The 23,191-nt window shown below is 43.3% G+C and carries 25 protein-coding genes; 2 read left to right on the forward strand and 23 right to left on the reverse strand.

What is annotated here, in order from left to right:
- From ACFPU1_RS01205 to ACFPU1_RS01260, 12 genes are all read right to left on the reverse strand, one after another.
- Complete coding sequence (locus ACFPU1_RS01205) at nucleotides 1-1,482, reverse strand: CpaF family protein (protein ID WP_385937566.1); 1,482 nt, start codon at nucleotides 1,480-1,482, stop codon at nucleotides 1-3.
- Nucleotides 1,427-2,323 (reverse strand): CpaE/TadZ family protein, encoded by an 897-nt coding sequence (locus ACFPU1_RS01210; RefSeq protein WP_385937569.1) that lies wholly within the window; start codon nucleotides 2,321-2,323, stop codon nucleotides 1,427-1,429. The genes ACFPU1_RS01205 and ACFPU1_RS01210 overlap by 56 nt, the downstream gene beginning before the upstream one ends.
- Nucleotides 2,324-2,340: 17 nt before the next feature.
- On the reverse strand, nucleotides 2,341-3,267 hold the full coding sequence (cpaB, locus tag ACFPU1_RS01215) for a Flp pilus assembly protein CpaB (RefSeq protein WP_385937572.1): 927 nt from the start codon (nucleotides 3,265-3,267) through the stop codon (nucleotides 2,341-2,343).
- An 11-nt stretch (nucleotides 3,268-3,278) separates the two neighbouring features.
- Nucleotides 3,279-4,205, reverse strand: coding sequence for a pilus assembly protein TadG-related protein (locus ACFPU1_RS01220; protein WP_385937575.1), 927 nt, complete (start codon nucleotides 4,203-4,205; stop codon nucleotides 3,279-3,281).
- 11 nt (nucleotides 4,206-4,216) lie between these two features.
- Complete coding sequence (locus ACFPU1_RS01225; protein WP_385937578.1) at nucleotides 4,217-4,588, reverse strand: TadE/TadG family type IV pilus assembly protein; 372 nt, start codon at nucleotides 4,586-4,588, stop codon at nucleotides 4,217-4,219.
- Nucleotides 4,585-5,091: an A24 family peptidase gene (locus ACFPU1_RS01230; RefSeq protein ID WP_385937581.1), complete on the reverse strand. Its 507-nt coding sequence runs from the start codon at nucleotides 5,089-5,091 to the stop codon at nucleotides 4,585-4,587. Before ACFPU1_RS01230 ends, ACFPU1_RS01225 begins: the two co-directional genes overlap by 4 nt.
- Before the next feature lie 86 nt (nucleotides 5,092-5,177).
- Complete coding sequence (locus ACFPU1_RS01235) at nucleotides 5,178-5,339, reverse strand: Flp family type IVb pilin (RefSeq protein ID WP_385937584.1); 162 nt, start codon at nucleotides 5,337-5,339, stop codon at nucleotides 5,178-5,180.
- A 60-nt stretch (nucleotides 5,340-5,399) separates the two neighbouring features.
- The gene (locus ACFPU1_RS01240; RefSeq protein WP_385937586.1) at nucleotides 5,400-5,744 is read right to left on the reverse strand and encodes a DUF192 domain-containing protein; all 345 of its coding nucleotides are present in this window, start codon (nucleotides 5,742-5,744) and stop codon (nucleotides 5,400-5,402) included.
- A gap of 271 nt (nucleotides 5,745-6,015) precedes the next feature.
- On the reverse strand, nucleotides 6,016-8,154 hold the full coding sequence (locus ACFPU1_RS01245) for a LuxR C-terminal-related transcriptional regulator (RefSeq protein WP_385937589.1): 2,139 nt from the start codon (nucleotides 8,152-8,154) through the stop codon (nucleotides 6,016-6,018).
- Nucleotides 8,151-8,408 carry a hypothetical protein gene (locus ACFPU1_RS01250; RefSeq protein WP_385937592.1) on the reverse strand — a complete coding sequence of 86 codons (258 nt, stop codon included), beginning with the start codon at nucleotides 8,406-8,408 and terminating at the stop codon, nucleotides 8,151-8,153. Before ACFPU1_RS01250 ends, ACFPU1_RS01245 begins: the two co-directional genes overlap by 4 nt.
- A gap of 16 nt (nucleotides 8,409-8,424) precedes the next feature.
- Nucleotides 8,425-9,852 carry a DUF7125 family protein gene (locus ACFPU1_RS01255; protein ID WP_385937595.1) on the reverse strand — a complete coding sequence of 476 codons (1,428 nt, stop codon included), beginning with the start codon at nucleotides 9,850-9,852 and terminating at the stop codon, nucleotides 8,425-8,427.
- 410 nt (nucleotides 9,853-10,262) lie between these two features.
- The gene (locus ACFPU1_RS01260; protein ID WP_083465643.1) at nucleotides 10,263-10,424 is read right to left on the reverse strand and encodes an aspartyl-phosphate phosphatase Spo0E family protein; all 162 of its coding nucleotides are present in this window, start codon (nucleotides 10,422-10,424) and stop codon (nucleotides 10,263-10,265) included.
- Between the two features lie 249 nt (nucleotides 10,425-10,673).
- On the opposite strand from ACFPU1_RS01260, the gene ACFPU1_RS01265 reads away from it, so the two are divergent.
- A complete protein-coding gene (locus ACFPU1_RS01265) occupies nucleotides 10,674-11,303 on the forward strand; it encodes a cell wall hydrolase (RefSeq protein ID WP_385937598.1) in 630 nt (209 codons plus the stop codon).
- Between the two features lie 105 nt (nucleotides 11,304-11,408).
- Here the strand turns inward: ACFPU1_RS01265 and ACFPU1_RS01270 are convergent, their stop codons facing one another.
- The 7 genes from ACFPU1_RS01270 to ACFPU1_RS01300 form a co-directional block, all read right to left on the reverse strand.
- On the reverse strand, nucleotides 11,409-12,176 hold the full coding sequence (locus tag ACFPU1_RS01270; RefSeq protein WP_385937601.1) for a putative hydro-lyase: 768 nt from the start codon (nucleotides 12,174-12,176) through the stop codon (nucleotides 11,409-11,411).
- Between the two features lie 18 nt (nucleotides 12,177-12,194).
- Complete coding sequence (locus ACFPU1_RS01275) at nucleotides 12,195-13,490, reverse strand: TRAP transporter large permease (RefSeq protein ID WP_385937604.1); 1,296 nt, start codon at nucleotides 13,488-13,490, stop codon at nucleotides 12,195-12,197.
- Nucleotides 13,487-13,942: a TRAP transporter small permease gene (locus ACFPU1_RS01280; protein WP_054637847.1), complete on the reverse strand. Its 456-nt coding sequence runs from the start codon at nucleotides 13,940-13,942 to the stop codon at nucleotides 13,487-13,489. The genes ACFPU1_RS01275 and ACFPU1_RS01280 overlap by 4 nt, the downstream gene beginning before the upstream one ends.
- An 86-nt stretch (nucleotides 13,943-14,028) precedes the next feature.
- Complete coding sequence (locus tag ACFPU1_RS01285) at nucleotides 14,029-15,069, reverse strand: DctP family TRAP transporter solute-binding subunit (protein WP_385937608.1); 1,041 nt, start codon at nucleotides 15,067-15,069, stop codon at nucleotides 14,029-14,031.
- A 127-nt stretch (nucleotides 15,070-15,196) separates the two neighbouring features.
- Complete coding sequence (locus tag ACFPU1_RS01290; protein ID WP_385937611.1) at nucleotides 15,197-15,982, reverse strand: carbon-nitrogen family hydrolase; 786 nt, start codon at nucleotides 15,980-15,982, stop codon at nucleotides 15,197-15,199.
- An 11-nt stretch (nucleotides 15,983-15,993) separates the two neighbouring features.
- A complete protein-coding gene (locus ACFPU1_RS01295) occupies nucleotides 15,994-16,674 on the reverse strand; it encodes a DUF2848 family protein (protein ID WP_385937614.1) in 681 nt (226 codons plus the stop codon).
- The gene (locus ACFPU1_RS01300; RefSeq protein ID WP_385938233.1) at nucleotides 16,671-17,327 is read right to left on the reverse strand and encodes a GntR family transcriptional regulator; all 657 of its coding nucleotides are present in this window, start codon (nucleotides 17,325-17,327) and stop codon (nucleotides 16,671-16,673) included. Before ACFPU1_RS01300 ends, ACFPU1_RS01295 begins: the two co-directional genes overlap by 4 nt.
- 483 nt (nucleotides 17,328-17,810) lie before the next feature.
- Here ACFPU1_RS01300 and ACFPU1_RS01305 point away from each other — a divergent pair, with 483 nt between their 5' ends.
- Complete coding sequence (locus ACFPU1_RS01305) at nucleotides 17,811-18,656, forward strand: LysM peptidoglycan-binding domain-containing protein (protein ID WP_385937617.1); 846 nt, start codon at nucleotides 17,811-17,813, stop codon at nucleotides 18,654-18,656.
- Between the two features lie 223 nt (nucleotides 18,657-18,879).
- Here ACFPU1_RS01305 and ACFPU1_RS01310 read toward each other — a convergent pair whose 3' ends face one another.
- The 4 genes from ACFPU1_RS01310 to ACFPU1_RS01325 all read right to left on the reverse strand — a co-directional run bounded on the left by ACFPU1_RS01310 (nucleotide 18,880) and on the right by ACFPU1_RS01325 (nucleotide 23,072).
- Complete coding sequence (locus ACFPU1_RS01310; RefSeq protein WP_157049989.1) at nucleotides 18,880-19,041, reverse strand: hypothetical protein; 162 nt, start codon at nucleotides 19,039-19,041, stop codon at nucleotides 18,880-18,882.
- Nucleotides 19,042-19,072: 31 nt separating this feature from the next.
- Nucleotides 19,073-19,957, reverse strand: coding sequence for a helix-turn-helix domain-containing protein (locus tag ACFPU1_RS01315; RefSeq protein WP_385937621.1), 885 nt, complete (start codon nucleotides 19,955-19,957; stop codon nucleotides 19,073-19,075).
- Between the two features lie 490 nt (nucleotides 19,958-20,447).
- On the reverse strand, nucleotides 20,448-21,824 hold the full coding sequence (locus ACFPU1_RS01320; protein WP_385937624.1) for a sugar phosphate nucleotidyltransferase: 1,377 nt from the start codon (nucleotides 21,822-21,824) through the stop codon (nucleotides 20,448-20,450).
- Between the two features lie 21 nt (nucleotides 21,825-21,845).
- The gene (locus ACFPU1_RS01325; RefSeq protein ID WP_385937627.1) at nucleotides 21,846-23,072 is read right to left on the reverse strand and encodes a glycosyltransferase family 4 protein; all 1,227 of its coding nucleotides are present in this window, start codon (nucleotides 23,070-23,072) and stop codon (nucleotides 21,846-21,848) included.
- Between the last annotated feature and the right edge of the window lie 119 nt (nucleotides 23,073-23,191).

Raw genomic sequence — 23,191 nt, forward strand, 5'->3', positions numbered from 1 at the left:
CTACTCCTCTCTTTCTGTGAAAATAGACGGCGGCAAATAAATACCTTCATATTCCATTCTCTCGTAAAATTTCGGCCGCACTCCTGTGGGCACCAATTTCCCAAGAATCTTCCCGTTATCATCCACGCCAAACTGTTTAAACGTAAAAATATCCTGAAGAACAATAATGTCTCCTTCGAGTCCTTGTACTTCTGTAATATTTGTGATCCGTCGTGATCCGTCTTTCAACCTTGACTGTTGAATAATGACATTCAACGCTCCTGCAATCTGTTCCCTGATTGCTTTAACCGGAAGCTCCATACCCGCCATCAGCACCATTGTTTCCAATCGCGCCACCATATCCCTGGGACTGTTTGAATGACCGGTAGCAAGTGATCCGTCATGTCCTGTATTCATTGCCTGGAGCATGTCCAACGCTTCACCGCTTCGAACCTCACCTATGACAATACGGTCAGGACGCATTCGCAGAGAGTTTCTTACAAGGTCGCGGATCGTAATGGCTCCTTTTCCTTCTATATTGGGAGGACGTGTTTCCAAGGAAACGACGTGCTCCTGCCCAAGCTGAAGCTCTGCAGCATCCTCAATGGTTACAATCCGGTCTTCATTTGAAATAAATGATGATAATACGTTAAGAGTCGTTGTTTTTCCGGAACCGGTACCGCCGCTGACAAAGATATTAAGCTTTGCTTCCACGCAGGCTTTGATAAAGTCAGCCATCTCTTCCGTTAGAGTGCCAAAGCGAATTAAGTCATGAATGGTAAAGGGATCCTTTGAAAACTTACGGATGGTTATTGTTGGACCACCCAGTGCTAAAGGAGGAATGATGGCATTCACTCGTGAACCATCCTGCAGGCGAGCATCAACCATTGGGCTGCTTTCATCAATTCTCCGCCCCAATGGAGCAACAATCTTCTCAAGAACCGCCATCACATGGTCGTTATCCCTGAAGGTCACATCAGTAAGCTGAAGTTTCCCGCCAATCTCGGCGTATACTTTGTCTGGTCCGTTTACCATAACTTCTGAAACATCTTCATTTTGCAGGAGTGGATTAATGGGCCCATAGCCTGTTAAATCATTAATCAGCTCGTCCTTTAGCCTTGTCCACTCCTTCACCCTGTTTAAATTCTCATTCTCTGTAAGAACTTCATTAATAATTGAATCCAGATCAGCCACAATATCCTCAATAGATTCATCTTTTCGTTCTTTCACGATGTGCTTTAGCGTAAGAGTTTTTATTTCACTATATTCATCTCTCTGTGCAGGGCGTTGCTGCTTTTTATTTTTCGGAGTCGAAGGAGAGGAAGATGAAGAAGATTTCTTTTCCGTATCTTTTTTTGGTTCCAGCTTCTGACTTTGTTTCAGCTCACTATCCTGCTCTTTTCCTTTCTTTTTTTCTTGGTGATCGGCCTCTTTATCTACGACTGAATTAGTTACTTTCACTTCCGTCTGGCTCTTTGATTGTAGTCTTGCTAATAAGCTCACGTCTCTTCCCCCCAGTCCCTCTTAACTTTTCGTCAACCTTCCTTACAAAGCCCCTTGAAGTAGATTTTCTGGTTTCATTAATTTGAGAAAAAATCTGTTCATCTATCATTCTTCCAAGCTCTTTTGTATACTTTCGCTGCGGCTCATCAAGCACTAATGGCCTTCCCAGGTCCATTGACTGGGACATTCGTTTTCTTTCTTCTGGGAGAAAGCAGGCCATATCCACAACCACTAGTTCCATTATCTCTTTCCCTTTTATAACAGACGGGGCAGTTGCTTTATTTACGAGTAAGTGAGCTTTTTCTTTAAGACCAAGAGCCTCCAACGTTTCTATGAAGATCTTTGTATTTTTTACAGCAGCCATGCCTGCCGTTGTCACCACAAAAAGGCTGTCTGCTTGTTCCATAAGCTCAATGTTGTATTCAGGTAATCCAGGCTGGGCATCAACAAGGACCACATTTGCTTCCTCAGAAAGTTCTTTCGTTAAAGAAGCAAGAAAGCTAGTTGAGATAAGCTCTGCAAATTCAGGTCTTGTCGGAGAAGCAATTAACTGAATTCCTGTTTCGTGCCGTACTGCGTAGTCCCTTGCATTTGAGATGTCATTTCTTTCAGCTAACTCTTTTAAGGTATAAAAAGGCTGAAGGTCAAGAGCCATTGCTGTATCTCCAAACTGGAGGTTGCCATCTATAATATCTACTTTCAAATTTCTTTTCGCCAGGAGTGCTGCTAGATTAACAGTGACAGAGGTTCTTCCTGTTCCGCCTACAGCACTGCAAACAACGATTACCTTTCCTTTTCCCTGCTCTTCGCCCGACTGTTTTTTGTACGCACGGTTTGCCACTGTCTCACCACTCCTATTTATTCTTCCTTCTCATTTACTATCCGGCTGCTGATCCAGCCTTGTTTCCCCCCCGGCGTTTCTACCAAATACCAAACTCTATTGTCGTTATCCGCTTGCTGCTCATCTAGAAATTGAAGCTCCGTTCCTGCTGCAACCACAGTATTAATGGAAGCATTGATATGCGGCTCTGACCTAATCATAGAGCTGTCAGGCATTGGAATCACATAGTCTCCCGCTCCCAAGGCTGTCCCGGCAGTTTGCTGTACCAATTTTGCCTCACTTGTCGTATGCCTTTTGCTGTGTAAAGCCAGTTGAAGTGTTCCTCTCTCACTGGCATTGATTACCTCAATGGATTGTTCTGGAGACAGCTCAAGAGTGACTGCGTGGTACTCTTCTGTCCCTCCTTCTTCTACATCCGGATCAACCATTCTTTCCCCAACAGCTAACACTCTTACCTTGTCTAGTACCAGCTCTGTATGGACAGCTGCATGTTGTGAATCCTCCTCTTCTGACAGCACAACATCCACGAAGTCCTCTGGTTCTACTAAGTTAGAAACCGATTTTACGTAGTCCACACTAATAGAAACTGCCCTGTTTCCTTCTTCAATTTTTTTCGAAATAAAGTCCGCTTCCTCACCCTGTTCGACGCGGTGATTCAAAATTACTTCTCCTTCTTTAATTTCAGCGGAAGCAAAGCGATTAAGAATCATTTCCTGATCAGTGACTGCCTGTGGATGAGCCTGGTCTTCCTGCATTTCCACGATAACTGTATTTTCTTCGGTAATCTGCTGGTTTCTTGCGATGTCTTCACTTGCAGTAACCACCTCGGTTACCGGAGATGTTTCGGCTGGAGTTGAAGCTGCCTGGTTTATAAAAATATAAAAGAAAATTGTTGTAATAAATCCTGAAAAAATCGCCAGCATTAATAGTTTCTTAGCTTTCATTCTTGTTTCACCTACTCTGTTAGTCTAATAGCGTAAGCGCCTCGGTCTGGGGGAAGTGTCGTTCCCGTTCCTGCCATTCCAGGCCCGGTTCTCTTAATAAAGGTCCCTTTAATAGAATCATCATTTCTTCCCATGCGATCAGTAACATAGAAATAAGCAAACCCCGTAACCTGGATGCTTCTTAATTGATTTTGTGATTTCTCATGAGGTTTATAAACAACAACTAGCATTACTTTTGGACAATCCCGTTCCCTGTACTCCCCGTTCGGGTACGGACAGGTGTCGATCCGATGGTTAATCCCTTCTCTTGTAGCTCCTGCAATGTTACCTGTTTGAGTAGGGACGATATCCCCTACTTTCATCGTATCTTTAAAACCATGCTTTAATGTCTCACCGTAATGATTTGCCCCGGAGCCTGCCAGCGCTAGAACACCAAAGCTTCCTGCCTCTGAATCTCCAGAGTCTACTTTTAATTCGTATTTCTCTCCATAATTCAACTCTACCTTTTCATCAATCCCTAATGGCACAGCTCCTTTGGCTTCTCCCATGGGGTTCAATGAAGCCCTGGCCTCCACATGAATAGAAACAGAATCCCTTCCAAATAGAGAAGCAAAGAAGAGAGGCACGTCCCGTTCTAACTCAACATGCAGCTGTCTATTATTTTCCACAGTTGAGCGAAGAAGGCTGCCTCCTTCTTCATGGGAAGCAAGTACTTCACCTACAACCCTCTGCACCCTTGCACCACTGTTTGGTATTTCCTGTGCGCCGGAAAGCGCCGCTGCGTTTGCGGTTTTTTGCAAGTGGCTTTTGGTCATATATAAGTGCCCGCCATCAATCACGAGCCCCAGGATCGCTACAATCGCTCCAAACGACAAAGTAACAAGTACAAGAGCATTGCCACTTTCACTTTTTCTAAACTTTTTTAAAAAATATAGCATAAGCCATTCCCTCACTCCACGCGGATCGTCGAACTTGTTTTGACTGTATATGGAATAGAAACACTCCCTAACGGTTTAAAAAAAGTTTCCGGATAAGTCATTTCCACTGTTACATATGTCCCTGCCCGACGTGTTCCGCCTGGTGAAACTGTAATAGCCAGCTTAGAAGAATCACCGTTAAACTTGTCGGAAGCATACGATCGAATCTGTGCATCTGTCTGGCCCAACCCCCCGAGTCGCACAGCTTCCTGAGTGACCATTTCCAGTTGAAGATGGGTATACATAATTCTTCCAAAATCAAGGATTCCAACAAGGACAAGCAGGAGAACAGGAAGGACAAGGGCAAATTCAACAAGAGATTGGCCGTCTTCCCGCTTGATCATAGAAAGGTCCATCCATTTACAAACAATGTGATTACGACTCCGGCGGCTATCGGTACACCATAGGGATATGTCGCCTTTAAGGATCCTCTGGAAATTCCCTCTGTAAGCTTCACACCGCTTTTTCGGCTAGCAAACGTGTAATAGAGAGATTTTAGAACTCCTTTTCGGAATAAGATGACAGCAAGAGCCATGACTGCTCCGGCTAAAGCAATATAAAGGAAAGAATGAAAGACAAATGTGCCCCCCTTAAGTGCTCCGATCAGCCCCAGCAGCTTTACGTCTCCCGCACCCATTCCTCCCAGTGCGTAAGGGATGAAAAGAAGCCCCATACCGATCAAAAATCCAATGAAGGAATGGCTCAGCCCTTCCCAGCCGCCAGTTGCTAAATGATAGATAAAAGCAGCCAGCAAGCTTGGGTAGATCACTTTGTTATAGATTTTCCGACTTTTTATATCCGTGGCGACACAAATGACTAAAACAAGAATCAAGAAAATATCAATCACAGCGGCCATCCTTTCATTCGAGTTTTGATTAGTTTTTAAAAGGAGGACCCTATGCATTATAGGGTCCTTCTTTTTATAGTAATGATTTAGAGCTGATTTGTGATGTCTTCAAAGAAGCCACGGATTTGGTCTCCAAGCAAGCCTAGGGCCACGATAACCCCTACAGCAATAAGCCCTAGAATCAAACCGTATTCCGTCATGCCTTGTCCTTCTTCTTCAATGAATAGACCTTTAAATAATTCCAACATGTAAATCTCTCCTTTTTTATATAAAACTAGTTTTTTAGTTTACTTACTGACTCATTGACACTACTTTTCATCCACAATGGCAACGGTCTGCCCTACAGCAATGGAAGAAGCCTGAACTCTTCCAGCCGGAAGCTCGATGACTGACCTGGCTTTTGGTATTCTTCTTCCGACTTTTCCTGGTTTCAATTCTTCGTCTATCCCTACAATTTCGTTTTGCCTGTTTAGATACAATACATCGATAGGAAAGTTCATGAAGAATGTATGGATCGATGGACAAGGATCAATATGAAGCCCATAATCTTCTGGGATGCTTTTTGTAAACATTAATCCTTTCAGCCTTTTTCCGAAGCTGTAAGCTCCTTGCACTTTTTCAACAATAATTTCATTTGTTTGCTGATTAAGCACTTTAATTCGCGAGCACCCCCTGCCTTTGTGTGTAATGGTGTTGACTTGTGACTAACAACTTACAATGCTTATTATGCCTGTCAGCAAATAAACCGAATATCCCCCACCATTCCTGTTCATTCTCTTTTCTTTTTTATAAGAACAGGTTCCTATCGTCCAGCCAAGGGGGGATCTCTTCCTATAGGAAAGAAATGATCTTGCTAATCGCTCTTAGCTCCAGAAGCACAAAAAAATGCCTCACCGCCGGAGTACGACATGTGAGACAGCCATTTTACGAGGAAGAATTTCCTTCATATTTCATTTTGTATACCTTGGAAATCGCATGAGCCCGGTCGGTGACATCAAGCTTTTGAAAGATTTTCGTTACGTGATTTTTCACCGTATGATCACTAATATAAAGCTTTTGAGCGATTTCTCTATTGTTCAATCCTTGTACGACTAAATCCAATACTTCCTGTTCTCGCGGTGAAAGCTTGCTATTCGTTTTAATTGCCGCTGAAGTAGGTACGATCTCTTCACTTTTTAATATTTTCTTTGTAAGGGTAAACTCTTCTTCCATGACTTCTTTGCCTTCTATAAAAGAAATAAATTCCTGAACAACTCCTTCCTCTGATCCTAGTAAAGCTTTCATAGTCTCTAGGCTTTCTCCATTTTCGATATAAGACAAAATCACAGCCAGCACTTGACTGCCTGCTCCGATCTCTTTCCACGAAACCCCCGGTTTCCCATCGGCCAGTGCCTTTCCTTCTTCCAGCATATCGGGCACCTTGCTTTCAGGAAATATTTCTCGAATAAAATCCGGTGTATAAGGATAGAGCTGGCATGCGTTGATTACATCCCGCATCAATGTTACCGGCAGGCCAATATTTGCAATAAACTCTCCAGCAACTTTTGCTGCTTGCTGAGAGGCTGAATGAGATGCCGGATCAAACTGCTCAATGGCTTTGTGCAAGGCATGAACTTGCCCTTCGCCAAGATCTTCGTTTTCCTGTCTCGCCAGCTGCAAAGAAACGCCGCCAATAATAGATAATGTATGCAAAAAAGCCTTATGTTCCTGAAGATGCCGTTCTGACAATGTGTCACACCCTACGCAGAGGATACCTAACAGGTCGTCACGATGGAACAGCGGGCACTCAATAACATAGCTTGCTTCCTGAGTCTCCCGGACCGTTGGCGCAAAAACATCTCTTGAGCCTGGGGATTGGAAGTAACGTTTTGCTGCTTCCTTTGCATAGGCGCCTATTTCTTTTTTCCTGTTCCCTCGGGATACAAGCTGAATTTTGTCGCTTTCTCGATCTTTTAATATGACACAGGAAAAAGGCCCTTCTACAAGGTTAAGACTGATATCAACTAAAATATAGAGTATCCTTTTAAGCTCTGGGGTAGAAGCAAGCATAGTGGAAATTTCCACCAGAGACGATAAGCGGGCAAGCTGCTGCTTATGTTCAGCCTGCAAGGATGTTGCGTGAAAGCTTGATTCTAAAATGGCAGCTAATGTTTTTCCCTGTTCTAAGGCTGATTGTGAAATAACTCCCTTTTTAAGTTCTCCTCCGAATAAAAGAGATATCGAGCCATTCCGCTGTTTTATCTGGAAACAATAAAGAGATTTCACATTGACGCCTTTTCTCCTAAAAAAGAGAGAGCGGGGATCCTCTTGAACTTGTTCCCAGCTGGATTCTTTCCCTGTAATAAGGACTCTTCCCAAAAAGCTTTCTCCAGGGGAGAAAGTAGCATTTAATAAGTCTTGAGCCTCACTGCCTGCAATATGATCTACCCGGTAAAGCTCGTCTTCTTCCTTCTGAGCTGTTCCTATAAAATCCAGATCTCTGCTGTTTTCAAGAAAATAATCAAGGAGCTGTTGAAGGTCTTTGTGCTCTGTCTTTGCAGCTTCGCGGAACAGCTGAGCCTGCACAGAGGCCGCCCCTTCCTGGTTATTTCCCTGAAAACAGAGGCCGGCAAGGGCTGAGACAGAGCCAGCACGCCGCATCCATTCCTGTTTGTTTTCAGGGGTAAGAGAAGGCGCCTCATCTACTGCTTTTTCCCATACTTCTTCACCCTTGGATATTTTACCCAGCTCGGATATTACAAATTGCTGTGTCTGTTCTTCCACCATGGCTCCAGCACATAAGTAAATATTTTCTCCATTCTCTTTACCGACAGGAGCAATGACTACATGGACACCCGGCAAAACATCGTACACAAAAGGCCGGGAGATAACACTTCCCAGGCCTTCTTTAATTTTATCTAATAAATTTCCCTCTTCCAGAGTAAGAAGCCTGTTACACAGTACATTTTCCCCTTTAGGCGGCGCAACCAGCTCACCCTTTTCATCAGTAAACAAAATAGTAAGGTCGTACTGAGCCGCGTATGTTTCTTGTATTTCTTCAATAAGCTCTATTGGCATGGTCATGATTTATTCAGCTCACTTGTCAGGTCAATCTCTGTCGTAACCACGGGTTCTTTATAACGAAAAAGGGGTAAGGAATCATCTCCGATCTTTTGAATAATTTCTTGCTTGAGTAACGAATCTATAACAGGCTCCAGATCCTTTTTGTTTCTCCCTAATCTTATTTCTAGTCCTTCCACAGTTTCAACCATATAGGGATTTGACTGAAACAGCATGGTGCATTCAAGTTGCATGGACAGTAACTCGTTTTTTTTCAATGGGTGTGTCCCCCTTCTATCTTAACCTTATAAATGGATGTTCCTTTTTACTTTCAAGCAAGCAAGGCTCCGAAATTAAACCATTCGGTGATTTGGTAACCTGCAGATATTGGTAGGCGCCATCAACCCAGGTTTTAAATACTCCGTTTGTAGTCCGTTCTAAAAAGGAAGCAGCTTGTTCACCAACCTCTTTAAAATTGCATAAAACGAGCATTGTCAGCCCGAGTGACCTGCACAGCGCGGCCTCCTTGGCAAAAGACCTTAATACATAGTCTTTTCCTCTTTCATTAAATATCGTGTTTAAGTCATAATAGACAAACCAGCTGGCACTGTTTTGTGGACCGTTCTTTATTTGATTGATTAATTCATGGTCGATAAAATGGCTGTATTCTTCATTAGATAAATCTTTCACTTGAAAAACGGCATGCTCCCAGTCAGAGGGCACTGGGCGGTCGTAGTGCTCAATAAAGTATACCCTTTGATCCTTAATAGCTTTTTCAATATCTACGTTGTGAAGCTTCAGTAAAGGTCCGAACTCAGTTATTGTCTGTGTACTGGACAATAAGCTGATGAGACTGTAACCTTCTTTCAGACGTGCACCAAGGATGGATGCAATAATGTGCCTGTAGTTGGCTTTGCTGTTTGTATCGAGCATATAAACCGCACCCTCGGCCATTCCTCCTCCTAACAGCCTGTCCAGGCTTTCGATGCCTGTATTGACGCTTTTGTCTCTTGAATCTATTTGCTTGTCAACCACCGTTTGAGCAGCCAGCATGACATAGATTCCTTCCTCTGTAATGCGGTATACATGCTCTCCTTCAAAAAGGCGTGCTCCCCGCATTTTAACGACTTCAAGGGTTCTCTTCCGAAACATACTCATATGCTCTTTAAGATACAGCCGAATGACCCCATCCACAAGAAAGTGCTCAAAGGGGATGTCTTCTCTTTGAAGACTGGATTGCTCCTGTATGAGAAGAGAGGTAAGTCCGAGCCTTCTCAAAGTGTTCCGCAATGTGTAAAGTATTTTACGGTTGTCCCTTTCCCCCTCCTGACTTAAATACCTAAACAAGCTAATACTGTCTATGACTATGCGTTTGCAGCCTATTTCCTGGACCATTACTTCAAGTAAGCCTTTTGGTGTTGTCAGTTGTTCCATTAACACCTCAGGAGACAAGCACACGACTCGTAAATTGTTATTTATCTCATGTTTTCTAAGATCCCATCCATAACTTTTCATATCCTCGTAGAGTTGTTCAGGAAATTCTTCGAACGTAATGTAAATTCCAGGCTCGTTTTGTTGAATGCCATGGAGCAAGAACTGGATACCAATCGTCGTTTTGCCAGTGCCTGGTGCTCCCTCCAAAATGACAGCCGATTTTTCTGGAAGGCCCCCCTCTATTATTTCGTCTAAACCCTGGATTCCTGTAGCACATTTACCAGCCATAGATTCAACCACCCTCCTTACACAACAGAATAGGAACTTTTCTGCAGGTGTTTGGTCTGTCGTGGTGTAAGGTCAATGTTAAACCAGCTTCCGCAGATTAAGTATCCCCTTCTATTCTTATTTTCAAAGTTCACTTTAGTGAACAATAAATCTAAAAAAATATGTACTTGAAGCCCTCTACCCTTTTTACTTGGAAGCAAAAAGTTGTGACCCAAAAACTATAACTTCGCCCTATAATCGGTGCCTGGCACCCTCCCCGAATGTAATACTTTTGTAACATTTATCGGTGCCTGGCACCCCTACAGAATGTAACATCTCTGTAACATGAAACACGCTGCAACCCCTGGTACTAATGGATTCTTCCTTTTTCGCCATGCCAGGGTGCCAGGCACCCTAGCATAGAGGCACCTTTATTGGATTTTTTGGTAGTGGTTAAGTAAGATGTCTAGTTTCTGGCTGCATTTCACTGTTTTCATGCTGCTTAATCCGTGCCTTTTCGCTACGATGTGCATTCTTCTTTTATTCCATTTGATTCTTTCTTCCAGTAAGACTTTCCTACAATAGGCATTCATTTTCCACTCCCCTTTTTATACTCTCCCTCTATCTTTTCTGTCATCTGATGTCCTATCACTAGTATACAAGCCTACGACTAAATTACTATATTTCCCAATTGATTGTAATAAAATTGAAACAACCCACTCCCATCGACGCCAGTATTCATACCATTCCTCTCTGATAACTAAGTCTATTGTCTCAATCTCTCAATTTCTAGTTTTAACTTTTTTCAAAACGGGTTTAGTAAGAGAGAAAGGAGGCTTCGTATGAAGAAAAGGTTCACTATAGTTTACAGTTTTTTATTTGCACTTACTTTCCTACTTCTTACTACCATGACTGAACATGCAGAAGCCCATTCAGTCCTGCAAAATGGGTCTGAAGGTCCTGCTGTCACCGATCTGCAGCAGCAGCTGGTACAGCTTGATTACCTACATACTGCTCCAACTGGATATTACGGCCCGGCAACAGAAGAAGCGGTCCGTCAATTCCAGGCTGAGTTCTCTCTCGGTGTAGATGGAATAGCCGGACCGGGTACTCTCCACAAGCTGAAAGAGGTCAAACAAATGGCAAGAGTCGTTCATGGTGAAGCACGCGGGGAGCCTTATAAAGGTCAGGTTGCAGTCGCTGCGGTCGTGAAAAACCGCCTCCACTCCTCTGAATTTCCAAATTCGGTCGAGGGAGTCATTCATCAAAGGAACGCATTCACTGCGGTTCATGACGGTCAATACGCACTCACCCCCGACAGCACGTCTTATCAGGCTGTAAGAGACGCCTATCAAGGCTGGGATCCTTCAAAAGGAGCTACATATTATTACAACCCGGCCATCGCAACATCCGAGTGGATTCTAACCCGAACACCGAGTCATACGATCGGTAAGCATTTATTTGCCAACTAAAAACAAAGAAGACCTGTCTCATCATGTGAGACAGGTCTTCTTTAAGGTGTAAACTATTTAGTTAGCGTTGCTGTCCACACACATTTCCTTATTACACAGCCCTGCTCAGTCTAATTCATCGTAGGTTTTATCCATAACAAACATATGGCCAGGTTCATGGGTAATCGCAATAGGAAGCTTTGCGCGGAGAACCGCTTCCTGAGGGGTCACTCCGCAAGCCCAAAACACAGGAACTTCGCCTTCTTTCAGTTCAATCGCTTCCCCGTAGTCAGGCTGATCTAAATTCTGAATTCCAATCTCCCTTGGGTCCCCAATATGGACCGGACCGCCATGAGTCCGGGGAAATTTTTCTGTAATCTCGGCTGCCAGCTTTGCTTGTTCTTGGGGAACAGGGCGCATGGATACGACCATGGGGCCATGGAACGGGCCCGCTTCCACCGTCTCAATATTCGTGCGGTACATGGCTACATTCTTCTTCTCTTCAATATGGCGCAGCCTGATCCCACTGTCGATCAATGCATTTTCAAACGTGAAGCTGCAGCCAATGAGAAATGTGACAAAATCGTTCTGCCAAATCTCTGTTACATCCTCTGCCTGCTCTACCAACTCTCCTTGCCTGTATATCCGGTACTTGGGAACATCCTTTCGTATATCAGACCCGTCAGCCAGCTCTGAAACGTAAGAACCAGGATGTATCACTTCGAGGACCGGACAGGGCTTCGGGTTACTTCTTGTATATTCTTTGAAAGCTCCTGCATATTGCACGGGAAGAATCACTATATTTGCCTGCAGGGTTTCAAAATTGAATCCTGTTGTTGGTTTATTCCATTTTCCAGCTCGAATTTGCTCGCGAACCTCTGCTGGTGTATTCATACCTTCATCTCCTTCATATTAATCAACTGTCCCAAACCATTGCTCGTAGTTGTCAGGGAAGAACATGATTAGATCTGGAATATACGTAACAATAACCAATACAAAAAGCAAAATAGCGATCTGAGGGATCAGATATCTAAACATTTCCGGAACCTTGATATTGGCGATCCGTGCCGTAACAAATAAAGCCACTCCTAAAGGAGGTGTCACCATACCAATTGTCAGGTTGACTGCCAGGATAATACCAAAATGTACAGGGTCAATTCCTGCTGCTAAGGCAAGAGGCAAAAACAGTGGTGTAAAAATAGACACAGCACTGATGGTATCAATAAATGTACCAGCAATTAATAAGATTACGTTGATCAATAGCAGTAGCAAAAACGGATTTTCAGCAACCGGTCCCAGCATTTCTACCATTTGCTGTGGAATCGAATGATAGGATAATAGCCAGATAAATAAAGAGGCATTACCAATTAAGAAAATAATATAGGCTGTGGTTTTTCCTGAATCAATAAACACAGGAATAAGATCCTTTGGCTTTAAATCCCTGTATACAAAGAGTCCGATGATCAGCGCGTAGGCGACGGCAATAACCCCTGATTCAGTCGCTGTAAAAATACCTGAAATTATTCCCCCAAGGATAATAATAGGCATGATCAAAGCAAGCACGGCGTCTTTTAATCCAAAGAGAAATTCCTTTGCACTTGGAAAAGGGGATCTCGTTTTATCCTTGGTTTTTAAGCCGATCACAAAGCAGTACGCCATCAGGCCAATCCCCATTAAGATACCCGGAACAACTCCCGCCACAAACAAATCACTTATGGATACACTTGCCATTACCCCAAACAAAATCAACACGATACTAGGAGGGATAATCGGTCCGATTGTAGATGATGTGGCAACAAGGCTTGAGGAAAAACGAGGATCATAGCCTTGCTTAGTCATCGCAGGAATCATCATGCCCCCGATGGCAGCGGCTGCGGCAATCGCTGTTCCGGTCAGTGCTGAAAAGAACATGCTTGCCACGACAATGACCATCGCAAGACCCCCGGGCATAAAGCCGACAATCATTTGGGAAAAACGAATTAAACGGTTCGAAATGCCGCCCTTTGTCATGATTTCTCCAGCAAGAATGAACAAGGGAACAGCAATTAACGTAAAGCTTTCAATCCCGTTATAAATCCTTCGAGGCACGTTTATCAATAAACCGGGATCGGTTAGAAAAATGCCCAGCATAGATACGAAGCCAAGAGCAAAGGCTATCGGAATTCGTAGTAAAATAAGTGCAAATAAAAGTGGAATAAGCCAGATCATTTCTTCATCACCTTCCTAACTTGGAAGTAGAGCATAAATAACCCGCTTACCGGAATAGCCAGGTACACGTAAGCGACCGGCACTGGAAGAATCCCGACAATCTGCCCCGACTGCAAATTATTTAAAAAGAGCTGAAAACCGTAATAAACAAGGACGGCTATCAATGCAAAAACAATGAGGAATTCTAAAATTACTGAAATTTTTCTTATCGGTTCAGGTGCTTTGTCAAGAAGGTCTACCTGCAAATGCTCACTATTTTTAATCCCAAGCACCGCCCCAAAGAGGACGGTATAAACAAAGCAGATCAAAACGAATTCCTGCGACCAGGCCAATGATTGGCCAAGGACATACCGAAAGACGACTTGAAGAAGTGTCACCGCTGCGGTCAAGAACAAGCCTAAAAACAGGAGCCCTTCCATCACTTTCCCTAAGATGTAATCAATTTTAGCCATATAGACCTCCCCTTGGGATCTTTTACAATAAAAGCAGGTGCCCCAGCTGGTGCCATACACCAGCTAAGACACCCTTCACTTTTCTACTATTCTCTTTCAAGAACGCGGTCTACTAGGGAACTTGGCACTTGATCCTCAAGTACATCTCTTACTTCAGAAGTAGCTTCCTGGAACGCGTCACGGTCAGGGTCTTCCGTAATGGTTACACCTTCATTTGCCAAATGCTCAAGAATTTCTTCTTCAAGCTCGCCAAGGTGTTCACGGTGGAATTCCGTTGTTTCATCTACTGCTTCCTGAACCGCTGCAAATTGCTCGTCACTAAGGTTATCCTGGGCGTTATTGCTCATAACCACAATAGCCGGAGAATACGTGTGAGCAGTTAAAGATACATAATCCTGAACCTCATAGAAGTTCATAGAATCAATAGTTGGAAGAGGATTTTCCTGGCCGTCAACCACACCCTGATCCAAGGCTGAATACAATTCATTAAAATCTACTGGTGTCGGGCTTGCTCCTAAGGCTTGCATATGTGCTTCCCAAACAGCAGAAGGCTGTACGCGTATGCTTAGTCCTTCCATGTCGTCAGGGTGGGCAATTTCACGCTCATTATTTGACACATGACGCTCTCCCACTTCCCAGTAGCCAAGACCAACCATATTTTTTTCATTTACCGTTTCAAGGAGTTCTTGCCCAATGTCACCGTCAAGAGTTTCATAGACGTGGTCAATATCTTCAAAGATGTATGGAATACCAAACAGGTTCATTTCCGGGACAGTATTTGCAAAGCTGCTGTCAGCCGCAACGGTTGTCATATCAATGGTACCGTCAAGAATCTGCTCTACAACTTCCGCTTCACTGCCAAGTGTGGCGTTGCCATGAATATCAATCTCTACGCTTCCATCAGTTTTTTCCGCCACCAGATCGCGGAAGTGTTCCGCTGCAATATGATATTGGTGAGAGTCTGAAGCCGAGTGTGCAAGACGAAGCGTTACGCTTTCCTCTGCTCCTCCGTTTCCATCTGCTGCTTCTTCCTCTCCGCCAGCTGGTTCGTCACCATTTCCCCCGCATGCTGTAAGTGCAAGTACCATCGCTGCTCCAGTCATAGTCATTGTCCATCTTTTTCTCAATGTTAGTCACCCCTTTAGTAAAATTAAGAACCTCTGTACATACGGATACCAGTAATGCATTATATCTATATAGAAAGTTTCCCTCATGCTTTTTCCTGCCTGCATAAAAATTGGCAAAGCATTCTATTTAATATAAATGAGGGACTCTGCTATCAAAAATAGGAACCTGTTTTCTCACATTTTTCACATTTTCCAAGTCCAGAGAAGCCGTTAGAAACTCCGTCTCCCCCTGACTTCCCTTTGCCAGCACGTTCCCCCACGGGTCTGTAATCATCGAGCGGCCGGCAAATTCCACCCCGTCATACGCGCCGACTCGATTTGATGATATGACATACATTTGATTTTCTATCGCTCTGGCCTGCTGAAGCACCTCCCAGTGACCAGCTCTTGCATCCGGCCATTCTGCAGGGATAAACAGGGCCTGGGCTCCCTGAAGGGCAAGCTCACGCATAATTTCAGGAAAGCGAAGGTCAAAGCAGATGACAATCCCCATTTTAATTCCATCCAGTTCAAACACTTTCACTTTTTCACGACCAGGTGCAAGGTAGTCTGGTTCCTTCAGCATCGGGACAAGGTGGAGCTTGTCATACTCATAGACAACGCTCCCTTTTTTATCGATCACGATTGCCCGGTTGTAAATGCCGCTCTTCTCTTTAACAGCGATAGAGCCTCCGACAATGTGCACACCGTATTCCTGTGCGAGTTTTTTAAGAAAATCAATGGTTTCATGATTTGGCGGCTCAGCCTGATTATGAAGATCAGGAAGCGTATAAGCGGTGGTCCACATTTCAGGAAGAACAACCAGATCTGTTTCCTCACTGGAAACCTGCTCTTTAAACCATTTGGATATATTCTTTCTGTTTGCCTCCGGATCTCCCGGCACAATATCAATCTGGAAAACTAAGATTCTCATTCTACCCCTCCTTACAGCTCCTGGACTTCATAATGAAGTATAATAGAGTCTCCTTTAACCGGATCCTCAAGAGACATTTCATAGGCTTCGCCAAACTTGAAGCCGTCAAGCAAAGGGACTGTCCCTGCAAAAAACACAGAATTAGGAAGCTCAATTCCCCGTGATTTTAAATTTTCCTTGATGTCTTCGTAAGGCATGATTGCTGATACCTTCTCGTTTTGATAAGACTGCCACTGGCCGTCCACTTTAATTTCTGTTTTCAAAACTAACTCATCCCAATGATCGATTACATCTTTCACCGGCCAGACTTTGGAAGCGAGCGGCTTGTCACACACCTGCTTTGACTTTCCGATATGTACTGTCTCTAACTCTCTATCTGTGTGGTCGCTTCCTACCGTCACATACACATCCTCTTCCTTGTCTCCATAAATAAAGACAAGCTCTGCCTCCCCTGAGGTCTGATCTCCTATTACTTCCATCTTTCCAGTCGTGTTCAGACTTGAAAGTCTCATAGGAAAAAGAGTAGGTGTCTGCTCCGGACGAGGTACGCCGAGCTCCGCAAGCTCCTCAATATGCTCCTTTACCTTCTCCTGGTTTCTTCCTGAGTAACCAATACAAAGCACATTGTTTATAGAAAGACCTTTGTTTTCATTGCTGCTTGTAATCGTTAAGCTGGTATCATTGCTGCTCATAGCTTGCCCTCCTCTTTGTCGACTAACCTTATCAGTACTTCTTCACTATTTTTAATGTGTTCTTCAATAGCCTGGCGTGTTTCATCGACAGACCTGTTTTTTAGTGCCTGCAAAATTGCCTGGTGTTCTTCAAGTGTTTCTTTTGTACGGAAATCATTGTCCACAGCCCGAATCCCAAACCGGAGCATCTGATCGCTTAAATGGTCAAGAAACTGTATTAAGCGGCTGTTATTAGTCAGCTGGGCCATATACATATGAAACTTTCTGTCCTCATTTATAAATTCTTGCTTATTTTGAGTGGAAAGCTCCACCATCTTCTTGTAAAAGCCTTCAAGAGCCTCGATTTGTTCATCTGTTATGCTCTCAGCAATCAGAATGCCGACAAAACTTTCATTGGCGCAGCGGCATTGAAAGACTTCCAGTATATCCTGCCTGTCGATTTCTTTTACAACGACCCCCTTCCAGGGAATCGTCTCCACCCATCCTTCAAATTCCAATTTCTTTAATGCTTCTCTTACCGGTGTACGGCTCACTCCTAAGGTATCGGCAATTGTTCGTTCCTGCAGCGTATCACCCGGCTTAATATCCTGGCTGATAATTGCAGCCTTTATCTCTCTGTATACTTGATCCGTGTAAGAAACGAACTTTCCCACCTTTTTCAAAACTAACACTCCTCACTAGCTCTCTAAAAACCGATATATGGTGTGCGGTGTGTGGTATACCACTCTCTCATTACTAAGTACTTTATCCTATATTAATTAAATTGTCAAACTAATGATAAAATTTTATTTATTACTTTTTTTCAAATAATCATTGTAAAAAACCTTATGACATCTTGTTTTTGATTTTCGCTAAAAAAAACTCGCTTGTATCTAAAGGTGCATGTGGCACAATCCATTCATGGTGTTTTCTGTGCCACTGGCATGCCTCATTTTCCTCTGGAAAACCAATTTGCGGGACCTTCGACTAACTAGATATAAAAGCAGCAGTTGCCAATAACAGAGCTTTAATTTTCACAAAAATGATTCCCATACCTTGTACAACCAAACTCTGTTCCATGATAATTACTCACTTTCTAGATTAGGTCTAGGAAAAAAGGGGTAGGGATAAGTAAACCCACGTAGGAGTTGGTTTTTATGACATATCATTTGAAGGAGAAACATAAGAGAGGGCCGTTTGGAAAGGTTGTTGCATCTTTGGTTGTAGCTGCTGGCCTCTTTGCTGGGGCGGCATCTTCTTCCAGCGCCTGTGCGTGCAGTGAAGTTTATGAAGTGCAGCCAGGAGATACACTTTACTCTCTGGGACAACAATACGGAGTCACGGTGGAACAGCTGCAAAATAAAAATGAAATGGGGCATTCCACTGAGCTTTCAGTTGGTCAAGAGCTCTTAGTTCCTCCAGGTGGTCCGGTACATGACTCACCAGCTTCTGGAGAGAACAATGATACGAGGAGTACGACAGAGTATACCGTCGAACAAGGTGACACCCTTTACAGCATTGCAACGGGTGCCGGAATGACTGTAAATGAGGTGAAAGAAGCAAATAATTTGGGGAGCAATATCATTTATCCCGGGCAGAGCTTGACGTTAGAAAGCAGCAATGGCAGCGATTCAAGGGAAGAGAACTCTTCTTCGCCAAGTGACCCGTCCTATGATCAATACAGAGTAGTATCAGGAGATACGCTCTTTAGTCTGGCTGACCGGTTTGGGACTACAGTTGGAGAATTACAGGACCTAAACAACAAATCAACTCACCGTATAAACATAGGCGAACAATTGACCATTCCAGATGTAGTAACCGCTCAGGCTACGATGGTTGGTTACACGGACATGCATACGATCGCAGTGGAGATACATGGAGAAGAACGGGCGTTAAAACTAGGGTATAACAACGATATTCCTTTCTATGCAGGAGACGAAATGAACATCACTTATACAACAGGTGGAGACAGACCTGCTCTTGTACAAGCAACAGGACGCTAGCTTCTCTCTAACCATGAAAAGGACTTTCCTTGAAACAAAGGGAAAGTCCTTTTTAAGTATAAAATTCTTATAAGGGGCAATACCAATAGGAAAAAGAAGAAGCCCTTTATGAATCGTCGAGGCTCTTTCACATTACTTCCTCTCATAGAGAACATCCTTAAACGTTCAAAAAAAAGAACAGGTTTCACCTAAAAAGGCATTCCTGCTCTATTTTACCTAAGTATTAGTGACGGTGCGGTAACCCTAAAACGCTAACTTCTTCATCTTGGGCAGGTTTTCCTTTGACTGCTTCATCAAAATCACCTGTTACGCCTCCAAATAACCCAAAGCTAAAAAGAGAAGCAACGATGGCAAAACTAGCAAGTGTCTTTGCAGCTTTTTTCATAATTTCCCCTCCTTTCATTCCTACCTATATATTACTTCACTTTTAACAAATTCCCTAGTTCTTTTTTTGATAGTTCTACCATTTCTGTATGCTTTTGGGCTTCAAATAGCACAATCGCTTTTTGAATCATCATTTCACCATCTTTGATCCTGCCTAAATTAATGTAGTTTTCACCAAGCTGGAAATACAATTCCCCAAACAGATACATGGTTTCATTATCAATACACATATCAATGGCCTGTTCAATCATCTCACAGGATTTTTCATACTCTTCTACATCCGTGTAAGTTTTGGATAAGGAGTACAATATACGAATGTGAATATGAGGGTTATTTAAGTGCGGGCTTGATGCCATCAAATTCAATGCCTTATTATAAATCCTGATTGCTTTCTCAAGTTCCCCTATTTCACAATGAATGATGGCTTTGCTGATCACAATTTCAACTTCTCGTTCTTTTATTGGTTCGTTTGATGTATACGTTAACTGCAATGCTTCTTCCAATGTGTCCAGTGCTTTGGCTGCGTCTCCCAGGTGGTGGTATTGGCAAATTCCCATATGCCACAGCAAAAACTGCTGACGATATCTATCCCAGGATAATGGTTCATCCTCCAGTTCCCGTGACACGATTTCATAAATAAAGGCATAATCCCGGTAGCGAATAAAGCGACGTATAATATTTTCTATGGCACCGCCGTAATCATTAATTTCTTCATTTCTGATTTGAAAAAAGTCTTCGAGTTCAATCTGCAGCCGGCAGCTGAGCTTCTGCAGGACATCCACTCTCGGATACTGAAGGGATAACTCAAAGTCTCTGTATTCTTCTCTTGTACAGATCCCCCGGCACACTTCTTCGATTTTCAGGCCTCTTGCTTGACGGAGATGGGATAAAACACGTCCTACTTGTCTTACACTCATGTCTAATTGTCCCCCACCCTTCTCTCTTCCAGTTCTCTCTACGATTTTAACTTACCCCTATCATAAAGATGTTTCACTTATTTTTCTATAGTTATTAAGCATGAAAATGGAAAAATTATGATTTTAATTATAATTCCCTATTTTAAAAAGGACTACTTTTATCCTAGTAAAGGATTTATTGAGGAAAGCCAACGGTGGGTTCCACTGGGGGTGCCTCACGGGGGTGCCTGGCACCCTTGGCGGCTGTAACATTTCCGTTTTCCGCTTTCCTTCTATATCACGGCTTTCACTGTTTTCTATATTACAAACCCCTATGGGTGCCTGGCACCCTTGGCGGCTGTAACATTTCCGTTTTTCGCTTTCCTTCTGTATCACGGCTTTCATTATTTTCTATGTTACAAACCTCTATGGGTGCCAGGCACCCCACCCCAAAAGGCATCGCAAAGAAGCGGGGACCTTGCTTTTCCTCGCAAGGTCCCCGCTTCTTCTGTTATCCTTTCGCAAAGGCGCATGCTCCCTCTACTTCTTCCCAATTCATATATATTCTAATAATATCCTCTTCGATGAGCTCGCTTCCCTGCTGCACCTCAATAAATTCCAAATCTTCGTTTGCCTTGATCCCATGTTTTGCTCCCACAGGAATTTCAAGCACATCTCCGGGTTCAACTTTCCTTATTTCATCATTTAAAGCGAATTCCCCTTCGCCTTTGATAATGGTCCATACTTCGCTTCGCTTCAGATGAAGCTGATAACTTAAATTCTTTCCTTTTGCCACACCAATGCGTTTTGTCAGGATTTCATTTCCACTTTCCTGCTTTGTATAATCCAGCACCCGGTACCAGCCCCAACGACGCTCTTCAAACATAGGACGCTGAACCAGATCTTTAATGGCATCCTTTACTTTCGGGCTTGCTTCTTTTTCGGTTACTAGAATCCCGTCTGGGCTCACCGCGACCACTGTGTTCCTCAATCCTAACACGGCTACGGGTATGTCAAGTTCGTTCACGATATGTGTGTGTGTGGAAGCCTCACACATTTTCCCTTTCCCTATTATATTAGTAGTCATTTCCTCAGTGAGTGTATTCCAGGTACCAAGGTCTTTCCAATACCCGTCATAGGGGATAGCGGCTATGTTCTTCGTTTTTTCCACCACTTCATAATCAAAGCTGTTCTTTGGAAGTATGCTGTATTGCTTGATTAGCTCTTCGTACTGAATCGGCAGACCCTTTTCTTCAAGAAAAGAAATCATATAATCAAGCTTAAACGCAAATACTCCGCAATTCCACAGGGCTCCTTTTTCTATGAGAGCAGCTGCCTCTTTTTCAGATGGCTTTTCCCGAAAATAGCTGACTGTCAGGGAGGAAGATTCCTGGCTGTGTGATTCAGGAACAATGTAGCCGTATTTTTCGGATGGGTATGTCGGGGTGACTCCGACAAGTCCTATGTCGGTTTCTGTGGAGGACAGAGCCTCCTCTATATCTTTGATTCTATGAAAAAACTGGTCATCTACATAAGGGTCTACTGGCAGGATCGTCACCACTTCATCGAGCTCTACGCCTTGAATGGAGTAAAGATACGCTGCAGCTAGGGCAATCGCTGGAAAGGTATCCCGTCTTTCAGGCTCTGTAATAATAGATACATCTTGTCCAAGTTGACTTTGCAGCATATCCATCTGGGCCTTGCTGGTGGCAATCATTGAGTTCTCCTGCAGCCCTGCTTCACCAAGCTGCCCCCAGACTCGCTGAACCATGGATTCCTTTTCCCCATTTTTTCCTTCTAGCACTTTTAAAAATTGCTTAGAGCGAGCATCATTTGATAGCGGCCACAGACGCTTTCCAGACCCGCCTGATAACAAAACCAGTTTCATCCGTCTTCCTCCTCCACCATATTATAAATACAGAGCCTCTTTCTTAAGGACCGAATCATTGTCCACGTTTTTTGAAGCAGCCTTTTCCCAAACCTTTATCAGAGTATCAACATTCTTTTCCCATGAATAATTTCTAAAGATAAAATCCTGCCCGTTTTTACTAAGCTCACGCCTTACAAGATCTTCCTGAATTAAGTTATCAATACTTCGGCAGAGCTCATCATTGTTGGTCACTTTAATAACTTCCCGATCAGATATTCCTTTGATCCCCTGCAAAGCAAGGGGAGTAGCCACGCTAGGCAGGCCGCAGGCAAGGGCTTCAAGGATTTTGTTTTGCATTCCCGTTCCCGAGTACATCGGATAGACCCCAATGGCAGCTTTCTTTAAATACTCACACACTTCTTCTACAAAGCCAGTTACGACAATGTTTTGCTGCCCATGAAAGCTTTGAATTTTAGAAGACGGACTTTTTCCTACAATATAAAGCTTGTAATCCGGGTACTTGCCATGAATCCTTGGCCATATTTCTTTCACAAAGACAGTCATGGCTTCCACGTTTGGGAAGTATCCCATGTTCCCATGAAAAAGGATGATTTTTTCCCTCTTGATCGTTTCATAGTTCTGTAGATATTCTTTCGTGATGTAGGTGCCATTCGGGTTGACGGTGATGTTCGCTTGCGGAAATGCTTTCGTATCACTTTCTGATACAAGCAAGGCTTTGCTATACGCTGAAAGCACACGTTCTTCGTAGGCACGAAGAAGCTTGCTCTCTATCCGGCATACTTGCTTTAAAGGAAACTTCTCTTTCTCAGCTCTTCTTTTCATATTGAGGGAAAGAGCATCAATCATGTCTACTACCTTAGGGATGTCAGTATCGAGAAAATAGTCAGCAATTCTTACGGTTTGTACATGGATGAGATCCGGCGAAACCGTTTCAACAATGTTATCCAGTTTGGTTTTTATGAATGTATTGGTATAAAGATTGACTTGAAATGGTTTTTTGTTAGTCAGCGTATTTGCCAGATTTCGTATTTGGGTCGATTTTCGTATAGAAAGTGTATAAATGGCCTCACAGCAGTCTCCTACTTCCTCTCTTAGCTCTTTTTCTTCTGCCTCAGAGCTGACAAAGCTAATAAGGTAGACTTTCACACTGCTTGCGGCAAGTTTTTTGATTTGCTCATAAGCTATTAATTGATCTCCTTTATGAGGTGGATAGGGAGACCTTGCCGTTACATAAAGTACTTTCATACGGATCCCTTCTTTAAAAAGAATTTTCCAAGCATCTATTGTTCTTCATTGAGAACTTAACTACATAATATATCACCGTCTGTTCTTAATCAAGAACAATGGAGGAATTTTTGATAAAA

It is taken from the genome of Thalassorhabdus alkalitolerans (genome assembly GCF_042656525.1).
GTDB lineage: Bacteria > Bacillota > Bacilli > Bacillales > Marinococcaceae > Thalassorhabdus > Thalassorhabdus alkalitolerans.